This window comes from uncultured Psychrobacillus sp., assembly GCF_938022135.1.
Classification (GTDB): Bacteria; Bacillota; Bacilli; order Bacillales_A; family Planococcaceae; genus Psychrobacillus.
The window spans coordinates 34,269-43,991 of the sequence record NZ_CALIED010000090.1 but is presented as its reverse complement, the minus strand read 5'-3'; the positions used below and the strand labels follow the sequence as shown (position 1 = coordinate 43,991).

Annotated in this window: 9 protein-coding genes; all 9 read right to left on the bottom strand. The window is 39.1% G+C overall.

All coding sequences use genetic code 11. The annotated features are described in order from the left end of the window. Positions 1-208 precede the first annotated feature (208 nt). The 9 genes from Q0371_RS18720 to Q0371_RS18680 all read right to left on the bottom strand — a co-directional run bounded on the left by Q0371_RS18720 (position 209) and on the right by Q0371_RS18680 (position 9,720). The gene (locus Q0371_RS18720) at positions 209-2,659 is read right to left on the bottom strand and encodes an ATP-dependent Clp protease ATP-binding subunit (RefSeq protein WP_169359396.1); all 2,451 of its coding nucleotides are present in this window, start codon (positions 2,657-2,659) and stop codon (positions 209-211) included. Beyond that, positions 2,656-3,750 carry a protein arginine kinase gene (locus tag Q0371_RS18715; RefSeq protein ID WP_298474074.1) on the bottom strand — a complete coding sequence of 365 codons (1,095 nt, stop codon included), beginning with the start codon at positions 3,748-3,750 and terminating at the stop codon, positions 2,656-2,658. Before Q0371_RS18715 ends, Q0371_RS18720 begins: the two co-directional genes overlap by 4 nt. After that, positions 3,740-4,279, bottom strand: a complete 540-nt coding sequence (locus Q0371_RS18710; RefSeq protein WP_169359398.1) for a UvrB/UvrC motif-containing protein — start codon at positions 4,277-4,279, stop codon at positions 3,740-3,742. The genes Q0371_RS18715 and Q0371_RS18710 overlap by 11 nt, the downstream gene beginning before the upstream one ends. A gap of 16 nt (positions 4,280-4,295) precedes the next feature. Next, positions 4,296-4,769: a CtsR family transcriptional regulator gene (locus Q0371_RS18705; protein WP_169359399.1), complete on the bottom strand. Its 474-nt coding sequence runs from the start codon at positions 4,767-4,769 to the stop codon at positions 4,296-4,298. A gap of 166 nt (positions 4,770-4,935) precedes the next feature. Next, positions 4,936-5,394 carry a GNAT family N-acetyltransferase gene (locus Q0371_RS18700; RefSeq protein ID WP_298474071.1) on the bottom strand — a complete coding sequence of 153 codons (459 nt, stop codon included), beginning with the start codon at positions 5,392-5,394 and terminating at the stop codon, positions 4,936-4,938. Between the two features lie 11 nt (positions 5,395-5,405). Next, complete coding sequence (rsgA, locus tag Q0371_RS18695) at positions 5,406-6,467, bottom strand: ribosome small subunit-dependent GTPase A (RefSeq protein WP_366518632.1); 1,062 nt, start codon at positions 6,465-6,467, stop codon at positions 5,406-5,408. Positions 6,468-6,794: 327 nt separating this feature from the next. Beyond that, positions 6,795-7,703: an ABC transporter permease subunit gene (locus tag Q0371_RS18690; protein WP_298474065.1), complete on the bottom strand. Its 909-nt coding sequence runs from the start codon at positions 7,701-7,703 to the stop codon at positions 6,795-6,797. Then, on the bottom strand, positions 7,672-8,595 hold the full coding sequence (locus Q0371_RS18685; RefSeq protein ID WP_169359401.1) for an ABC transporter ATP-binding protein: 924 nt from the start codon (positions 8,593-8,595) through the stop codon (positions 7,672-7,674). The genes Q0371_RS18690 and Q0371_RS18685 overlap by 32 nt, the downstream gene beginning before the upstream one ends. 162 nt (positions 8,596-8,757) lie before the next feature. After that, on the bottom strand, positions 8,758-9,720 hold the full coding sequence (locus Q0371_RS18680; protein ID WP_169359402.1) for an oligopeptide/dipeptide ABC transporter ATP-binding protein: 963 nt from the start codon (positions 9,718-9,720) through the stop codon (positions 8,758-8,760). Between the last annotated feature and the right edge of the window lie 3 nt (positions 9,721-9,723).

Below are 9,723 nucleotides of genomic sequence, written 5' to 3'. Positions count from 1 at the left end.
TGCGACGAGCTCGCGCAGGAGCAGTATTTTCCCATTTGACCCCGAGGGGCAAGGCACTGGAGCTAGACATCTTGAAAAGCGCAAGTGCCTGTTCTGCCCCGACAGGCACATGGAGAAAAGCGAGGAGGCAGTTCTTCAGCCACCTCACATACTCTTAGTTGCACTATGTAAAAAAAGGCATTCCGGTGATCTCGGAATGCCTATATTATTAACTTTCTGTGACAGGCTCTGTTGTTCGAACAACAAATTCGTCATTTTCTACATCAAATACTACACGCTGACCCGTTAAGACTTCACCTTTTAACAGTTCCTCTGAAAGACGATCTTCCACATGCTTTTGTAATGCACGGCGCAACGGACGTGCTCCATATGTTGGATCGTAGCCTTCTGTAGTAATTTTATCTTGAGCAGCTTCAGTAAGTACTAGCTCTATTCCTTGTTCTTTTAAACGCTTCGCTAGCTGCTCTGTCATTAATGTCACAATTTGTTTTAAGTGTTCCTTCTCTAATGAGTGGAATACAATCATTTCATCTAAACGGTTTAAGAATTCAGGACGGAAGGCTTTCTTCAATTCTTCCAGCATTTTTCCTTTCATATCTTTATAATCCGTTTTTCCTGCTTCTTGTAAGTTAAACCCTACATGTTTATTATACTTAAGTGCATCTGCTCCAACATTAGATGTCATAATCACTACTGTATTGCGGAAGTCGACTGTGCGACCTTTCGAATCAGTTAATCGACCATCCTCTAATACTTGTAAAAGTATATTGAATACGTCTGGATGTGCTTTTTCAATTTCATCTAATAAAATTACAGAATACGGTTTACGGCGAACTTTTTCAGTCAACTGACCACCATCATCAAAGCCAACATACCCCGGAGGTGAACCTACTAAACGAGAAGTAGAATGTTTTTCCATGTACTCAGACATGTCTACTCGGATCATCGCGTCCTCGTCTCCAAACATTACCTCTGCTAAAGCACGAGCTAACTCCGTTTTACCTACTCCTGTAGGTCCTAAGAAGATAAATGAACCAATTGGTCGCTTCGGATCTTTTAAGCCCGCTCGAGCTCGTCGGATAGCACGAGAAATAGCATCTACCGCTTCTTTTTGTCCGATTACACGTTCATGTAATTTATCCTCTAGCTTTAACAACTTCTCGGACTCTGTTTGAGCTAACTTGGAAACAGGAATTCCAGTCCACATCGAAACGACAGCAGCGATATCCTCGACTGTAACCTCTGACTCTTCTTTTCCTTGTTTTTCTTTCCAAGTATTTTTCATAGTTTCTAATTTATCTTTAATCTTTTGTTCTTTATCTCGGAAAGAAGCTGCCTTCTCAAATTCCTGGCTTTGCACAGCTGCATTTTTCTCAGAGCGAACAGCCTCTAGCTTCGTTTCTAATTCTTTTAAATTAGGAGGAGTTGTATAGGAACGAAGGCGAACCTTAGAACCTGCCTCATCAATTAAATCTATTGCTTTATCAGGCAAGAAACGATCTGAAATGTAACGATCAGACATTTTAACTGCCGCTTCTACTGCTTCATCCGTAATTTTCACACGGTGATGTGCTTCATAACGATCGCGTAACCCATAAATAATTTGTACAGCTTCCTCAGAAGAAGGCTCATCAACTTGGATTGGTTGGAAGCGACGTTCAAGCGCAGCATCTTTTTCAATGTATTTGCGATATTCGTCTAATGTAGTAGCACCGATACATTGAATTTCTCCTCGAGCCAGTGCCGGTTTCAAGATATTAGAAGCATCAATTGCCCCCTCTGCTCCACCTGCACCGATTAACGTATGAAGTTCATCAATGAAAAGAATAACATTTCCTGCTTGGCGAATTTCATCCATCACTTTTTTCAGACGGTCTTCAAATTCACCACGATATTTAGTACCCGCTACAACAGTACCCATATCTAAAGTCATTACACGTTTATCTCTTAAAATTTCAGGAACCTCATTTTGTACGATTTGTTGTGCAAGACCTTCTGCAATAGCAGTCTTACCTACACCTGGCTCCCCAATTAGGACCGGATTATTTTTCGTACGACGAGCTAATATTTCAATAACACGTGTGATTTCCTTGCTACGCCCTATTACAGGATCTAGCGTACCTTCTCTTGCAATTTGTGTTAAATCGCGTGCTAACCCGTCTAATGTCGGTGTACTAGCAGGAGCGACTCCGTTGTTATTACTATTGCTATGAGATTGATCGGAACTTCCTAATAATTGAAGCACTTGCTGACGCGCCTTGTTCAAGCTTACACCTGCATTGTTCAATACTCTTGCTGCTACTCCTTCTCCTTCACGAATTAAAGCAAGAAGTAAATGTTCTGTTCCAATGTATGAGTGACCTAGTTTTCTTGATTCATCTACTGACAGCTCAATGACTTTCTTAGCACGAGGCGTATAGTGAACAATCGGACCAACTTCCTCTGCTCCAGTTCCAACCAGCTCCTCGATCCCTGCCTCTATCACTTTTGGATCTACTTCTATTGCTTCTAATGCTTTTGCGGCAATTCCGCTACCTTCACGGATAAGACCGAGTAAAATATGTTCTGTTCCAATAGATTCATGCTTTAAACGAATAGCCTCTTCTTGAGCTAATTGTAAAACTTTTTGCGATCTTTGCGTAAATCGATTAAACATCATGCAGGTTCCTCTCCTTTTGTATTATCTTTTTCTCCTTTTTGCAAACGTTCCCTTAACAGCTTAGCTCGAAACATGTCACGCTCCGTGGCATTTAAAGTAGTGCCAGCGTACTTTTGTAAAAAACCAGGCTGCATAAAGATCATACATTCATTTAGGATGGACATATCTATATCCTTAATAAGTCCAATATCTATTCCTAAACGCACATCAGACAGACATCTTGCCGCCTCCTCTGTGGTCATTAGACGAGCATAGGATAAGGTTCCTAGTGAACGGTAAAGACGATCCTCCAATGTATTTGGGGAGTGCTGTAAAAGTGCGTCTCTTGCTTCTCTTTCTTTTTGAATAATTTGTTCTGCTATACTTTGAAGATCAGCAAGTATATCTTCCTCAGTCTTACCAAGTGTCGTTTGATTTGATACCTGATAAACATTGCCGAGCGCTTCACTACCCTCTCCATATATTCCTCTTACGACCATACCAAGCCGAGAAATAATGGTTACGATTCGATTCATTTGCTTTGTTTTTGTTAAAGCAGGTAAGTGCATCATGACAGATGCTCTAAGTCCTGTTCCAGTGTTTGTAGGGCAGCTTGTCAAATAACCAAACTGTTCGTCAAATGCATATGGTAATTCCTTTTCTAATAAACGATCTATTGTATCTGCCCGTTCGTAAGCTTGTTGGATTTGGAGTCCTGGAAATAGGCATTGAATTCGAATATGGTCCTCTTCATTCACCATGACACTAACAGACTCATCTTCTGATAAAAGGACAGATCCCGTATTTGGTGAATTTGCGAGCTTAGGACTTATTAAATGTTTTTCAACCAAGACTTGACGCCCTAGCTCAGATACATCTTTAATATGCACAGATGTAAAATTTTTCTGTAATTCTTCATCTGCATCTAACAGTGTGGAGGATACAGATTGGTCAATTTTATGCGCTTCGTCCTCTGTAAATGCTAGAGGGAAGCGAAAACCATTAAGGTTTCTCGCCAAGCGAATTCTGGTGCTCATCACGATGTCAGAATGTTCTCCTTCCCCTTCCATCCAACTAGATCTGGAATTATCTAAAAAGTTCTCAATCGACATGTGAATCGTCACCTCCTCCGGCAAGTTGTTTTTCAAGGTCTTTAACTTCGTCTCTTAACTTCGCGGCATCTTCAAATTGCTCTTGCTCAACTGCCTGCTTCATTTGAGCCCTAATTGCTTCAATTCGTTTCTTTAAAGCTATTTTTTCACCAAGTCGCCCTGGTGCTTTTCCAATATGTGTAGTGTTACCATTGTGTAGACGTTTTAGGGCTTGAGGTAAATGAGGACGGAAGCTTTCGTAGCATGATGCACATCCAAACTTACCTTCTTCTAGAAATCTCTCAATAGACCAACCACATTCATCACATTCAAGTGTTTTTTGTTGTTTTTGTTGAACTATCTGATCTGCTTGGTTAAACCAATTAGATAGAAGCTGATGAAGAGATAATGGGTCTTGTTTGTATTCAACATAAAACGGGTGGAGGCTATTGGCACAGACCTCACAATAATGTCTTTCAAAGTGTTCTCCGTTATGCACTTGTGTAACCGTCACTTTAGCTGGCCGTTGTTTACAATTTTCACAAATCACCTTATCAACACCCCGTTCAATTTTCACTTTTTTCATATTTTAGTGTTAAAAGCATGGCACATAGTATACGTGCTCGTAGCTCATCTCTTGCTGGTAGTGGGATGGCTAAAGTTGTTCTGTCTAGAGCTGCTAAAATTATCTTCGCCTCTCTTTTCGTAATAACCTCTTCATCCAATAAACGAAAAACAATATCCTCTGTAGTGGATGCAGATGCTCCTGCTTCCAGACTTTGTATTATATGCTCAATTAATTCAGCTTTTGTGTGGGCTCGAACGCGGAGAATTCGAATATACCCACCACCACCACGTTTACTTTCCACCAAATATCCACGATCCAGTGTGAATCGGGTGTTTATTACATAATTTATTTGTGAAGGTACACATTGAAATTTTTCTGCGATCTCGCTTCTTTTGATTTCAATTTGCCCTCTACTTTCTTGTTCGATAATTGCCTTCAAATAACCTTCAATAATGTCAGATATATTTTTCATCTTCTCTCACCTCTTCTCACAAAAACTGACTTTGACTATCTTTGACTATATTATATAATGAATTTTTTGGTTGTGCAATTCATTTGCCTAGCATAAAAGAAACAAAAAAACTACCAACATTTATTGTCAGTAGTTTTAGGGTGTATCAAAATGAAAACTTATATTCTTATATTTGTGAATTGTATTTAAGCTGCGTAATAAAAATTGTTGGCTCTACCTCAATATCTTGTACTTTGAAAAAGTGATGTCTTTCATACAAAGCAAGAGCTGGTAAATTTTTTGCGCCGGTAGAAACTATTATACTTACAGCTTTTGAAGTAGTGCTCAAAACATGCTGGAGCAACTCAGAAGCTATCCCTTTTCTAAAATAATTTGGGTGGACAACTAACCTACAAATACTTAGTACGTCTCCCTCATATTCATAGGAGATAAAACCAAGTAGCTTCTCCATATGATACTTTCCTATAAAAATCTCTTTAGATACTTTAATATCCTCGATTGTTTCCTTAAGCTGTGGTATGCCTTCAAAACCGATGATCTCTGCTTCCTTGCGGTAAGCCGGAAGCTGTATTTCGAGCATTTCCTCTGCTATAGAATGCTTTTGGTGATCAATTAATCGAATCATATGCACCTCTATTAAACTTTTCTTCTCTTATTGGTTTTTTGGATCTTCGATACTTGCTTCCATTTATCACGTTCTGTTTTTTGAGCAGCTAAGTTGTTTTTACGCTCGATATGAGCAAGCTCACGCAATAATTTTACATAGCTTACATATCTATCCTCTTTTAGTAAACCAGTTTGAATGGCTTCTTGAATGGCGCAGCCCGGCTCTTTTTTATGCTGGCAGTCTCTAAATCTGCATTCGATAGCAAGTTCTTCGATATCCTGAAAACTGTTGCTAATACCTTCGCTAGAATCCCAGAGCTGGAACTCTCTCATTCCCGGGGTATCAATTAATAGTCCCCCACCAGGTAATAAGGAAAGCTCTCTATGAGTGGTTGTATGACGTCCTTTACTGTCATCCGCTCGAATATCGCTAACCTCCATTACATCCTCACCAGATAGAGCATTGATCAAAGAGGATTTCCCTACGCCTGAAGAACCTAGTAAGGCCCCCGTTTTACCGTTGACTAGGAGAGCGGCTAAGTCATCTATTCCCTCTCCCGTGACACTAGATACAGCGAATACATTTACGCCAAATGCAATCATTTCGACTTCACTGATGAAATAATCCACCTGTTCACAAGCGTCTTTTTTCGTTAGTACCACGACAGGTGTAGCACCAGAATCCCAAGCTGCAAGTAGATAGCGTTCTAACCTTCTTATATTAAAATCATGGTTGAGTGACATCACTAAAAATACATAGTCTACATTCACTGCTACCAATTGGATTTCTGTTGTTGTACCTGCCACTTTTCTCGAGAATTGGGATTGTCTCGGTAAAACCTGTTGAATAATACCTTTATCTTCTCCGGGCATCTGCTCTAAAACCACCCAATCTCCTACGGCTGGGTAGGCTTCACGGTTGTGATCAAACTTAAATCTACCCGAAAGAGAGCAAAGCCACTCACCTTCATTCGTAATTACTCGATAAGAATGCTTATGTTCGAGTAAAACTCGACCTACTAATCCTTTGTTCGACATCTTTTCTTCCCATTTACTATTCCATCCATAATGTTCGATTAAATTCAATTTCAATTTCCTCCTAATTTTCCCATTAAAATATTTGAATCGCCATTATATTAAGCGAATTACTGGGCAACAAAAAAACCATGATTGCTCGAATCAGCAATCATGGTCTCCCGTTCATTAGTAAAGAAATTTCAAAAAGTATGAAGAAATAAGCTCGATTGTCTGTATACAATCAAACTAATACCTATTCCGCCTACATTTTAGAAAATAACAGGGTAAGACATCATGAACTTACTGATTCGAATCGAATTATATACAATAGCCATAATGCCTCACCTCTTTCTTTAAGTTAAATTCAGAATACTACAAGTTTTTGAAATATGCAATAGGCAATTATGCCGTTACATCACGTTTTGTAAATGACCAGTAGCTCGTCACAAGGAAAACTGCAAGGTAAATAAGAATTACGACAATAGAGAAGGCCATCGTCATTCCCTCTATTGAGGGATCATTTGCGCCAATGTATTGCCCCAAATTTGTATTAGCAAATAAAATATATTTCGAAGCCTCGATTTTCAGCGCCGCAAGAACTCCTGTAACTTGTACTCCTGTAAACATCAAGAAAATAGATATTCCTATTGCCAATGAGCTCGAACGGAAAACAGAGCCAATCATAAAGGCCAACGTTCCAATCACTAATACATTGATTAGCGATAAAGCAGTTAACAGTAACAATCTACCCCAGAATGAAACTTCAACTACAGCTCCGTCTACTAACTCTAACTGGGTTCCTGGTACATTATCAAAGAATATATAGCCAAAAATGATGCCTGAAATAAGAAGAATACCAGTCATTGCTACTGCAAATAAACCAACCGTTAACAGTTTAGACGTAAGGATCTTCCAACGCTTTACTGGTCTTGTTAATAACATTTTAATCGTTCCTTGAGAAAACTCAGAAGCTACAATACCACCGGCAACAACTACTGTAAGTAATGTAACAACTGACATCATACTAGGAAGGCCGGTGATAAAGCCTTGTGCACTATCATCTATAATTGGTGGCAGTTCATTATCCAATCTATATTTAGTTATTTCAGGTTCCTCCGCAACGGCCGTCATCTGGCTCACTGTTATAGTTTCTCCTGAATCGTCCTGTCCTACTTCTAAGGAATTCATCCATTTCACAAAGCCCGCAGAACCAAGCATTACCAATACGAGCAGTATAGCCATGATCCAGGTTGCTTTTTTACTCCATAGTTTTAACCACTCATTTCGTACGAGATTCAGCAATTTGTCCACCTCCTGTAATTTCTAAGAATTGATCTTCTAATGTTTTTCTATTTGGAGTGATGGAATAGATTTGTAGGCCATTCGCAATCATCTCTGCAACTAATGCAGGCACTTCCTCTTTATTAAGTGGGATTATAAAACCACTTCCTTGAGCCTCCATTGTAATCTCTTTATGTTTAAAGAAATCTACTACTTTTTCTAGTTCAGATGCTTCGATGTAATAATAAGATTTTTGCTGTTCATTTACCTCTTGAATAGATAAGAGCTTCCCATTTTGAATAACGGCAATTCTATCACACATTAATTCTATCTCTGCGAGCAAATGACTTGAAACAAAGATAGCAACACCATCTTCTACTGCGATCTTTTTTAAGTATGTGCGGAATTCCCGAATCCCTGCAGGATCTAACCCGTTTGTGGGCTCGTCTAAAATAAGAAATTTAGGCTTATGTAGGATAGCCTGTGCTAGGCCAAGACGCTGTCTCATTCCTAAAGAATAGGTGGATACCTTTTCGTGAATACGCTTTTGAAGTCCCACCTGAGCAATTACTTCATCAATACGTTCTTTGGTGATGTTCTTATTCATTCGAGCAAAATGAACGAGATTTTTATATCCGCTCATAAACTTATACATTTCAGGGTTCTCTACAATTACCCCTACCTTGCTCATGGACCCCTCAAAATCCTCGGACAAAGGCTTGCCTTCTATAAATACCTCTCCCGATGTTGGCTTCATAAGACCAGTCATCATCCGTATAGTTGTTGTTTTCCCTGCTCCATTCGGCCCTAAGAATCCTGTTATTTGCCCAGAATACAAGTCTAATGTCAGGTCGTCGATAATTTTCTTTTTCCCAATTATTTTAGAAAGATTTTGTAACCTTACTATTGTTTTTTGTTCCAAATTAACTCACCTTCCTTATCACTAATTTTGTCCCTATTAAGTTATACGTCTCAAACTTAAATAAGTTCTATAAAAATCTAATTAATTTGTTTACCTTCTAAGCGAACAATTCAAAAAATAAAAAACACCAATCCACTTTAATTAGATTGGTGTAATCCCATATTAATTATAAAGATGACAGGCAACAAAATGGCCTGGTTCCTGCTCTTGCCAAATTGGCTTTTTCTCTGCACATATAGACATCGCGTGAGGGCATCTTGTCCGAAATACACAACCCGATGGTGGATTGATCGGACTTGGTAGCTCGCCTTGTAGGATAATCCGTTGACGGGATTCCTCAATATCAGGATCTGGAATTGGAATTGCCGACAACAATGCCTGCGTATAAGGATGTAATGGGCTTTCATAAAGCTGACTACTTGTTGTTAGTTCAACCATATGCCCTAAATACATTACACCAATACGATCAGAAATATATTTAACCATAGATAGATCATGAGCGATAAATAAGTAGGTTAACCCTTTTTCCTTTTGAAGACGCTGTAACAATTTTACTACTTGAGCTTGTACAGAAACGTCCAATGCAGATATTGGCTCATCTGCTATGATAAATTCTGGATCTAATGCCAGGGCTCGCGCAATTCCTATACGTTGTCTTTGTCCGCCTGAGAATTCATGTGGATACCTATTAGCATGATCTCGATTTAGTCCGACATCTTCTAACAGCTCATAAACTCTTTCTCTAACCTCTTTTTTAGAGCTATATAATTTATGAATTTCGATAGGCTCTGCAATAATTTCGAGGACTGTGGACCTAGGATTTAGAGATGCGTAGGGATCTTGGAAAATCATTTGCATTTTCTTCAAATAGTCTTTGCGTTCTTTATCATTCATTTCATGTACATTCTTTTGTTCGAATAGCACATCTCCCTCAGTCCGGTTATACAGACCTAGGATAGTACGTCCAGCGGTAGATTTACCACAGCCCGATTCCCCTACTAAGCCAAATGTTTCTCCCTTGAGAATGTCAAAGCTAATCCCATCCACTGCCTTTAAAGTGCTACCTTGACCAATATCAAAATGTCTCTTTAAATCCTTTACAGATAATAGTACATTCTCCGTCATATC

Coding starts and splice junctions, on each gene's coding strand:
- Q0371_RS18720 (WP_169359396.1), bottom strand. CDS start 2,659: ATGATGTTTAATCGATTTACGCAAAGATCGCAAAAAGTTTTACAATTA.
- Q0371_RS18715 (WP_298474074.1), bottom strand. CDS start 3,750: ATGTCGATTGAGAACTTTTTAGATAATTCCAGATCTAGTTGGATGGAA.
- Q0371_RS18705 (WP_169359399.1), bottom strand. CDS start 4,769: ATGAAAAATATATCTGACATTATTGAAGGTTATTTGAAGGCAATTATC.
- Q0371_RS18700 (WP_298474071.1), bottom strand. CDS start 5,394: ATGATTCGATTAATTGATCACCAAAAGCATTCTATAGCAGAGGAAATG.
- Q0371_RS18680 (WP_169359402.1), bottom strand. CDS start 9,720: ATGACGGAGAATGTACTATTATCTGTAAAGGATTTAAAGAGACATTTT.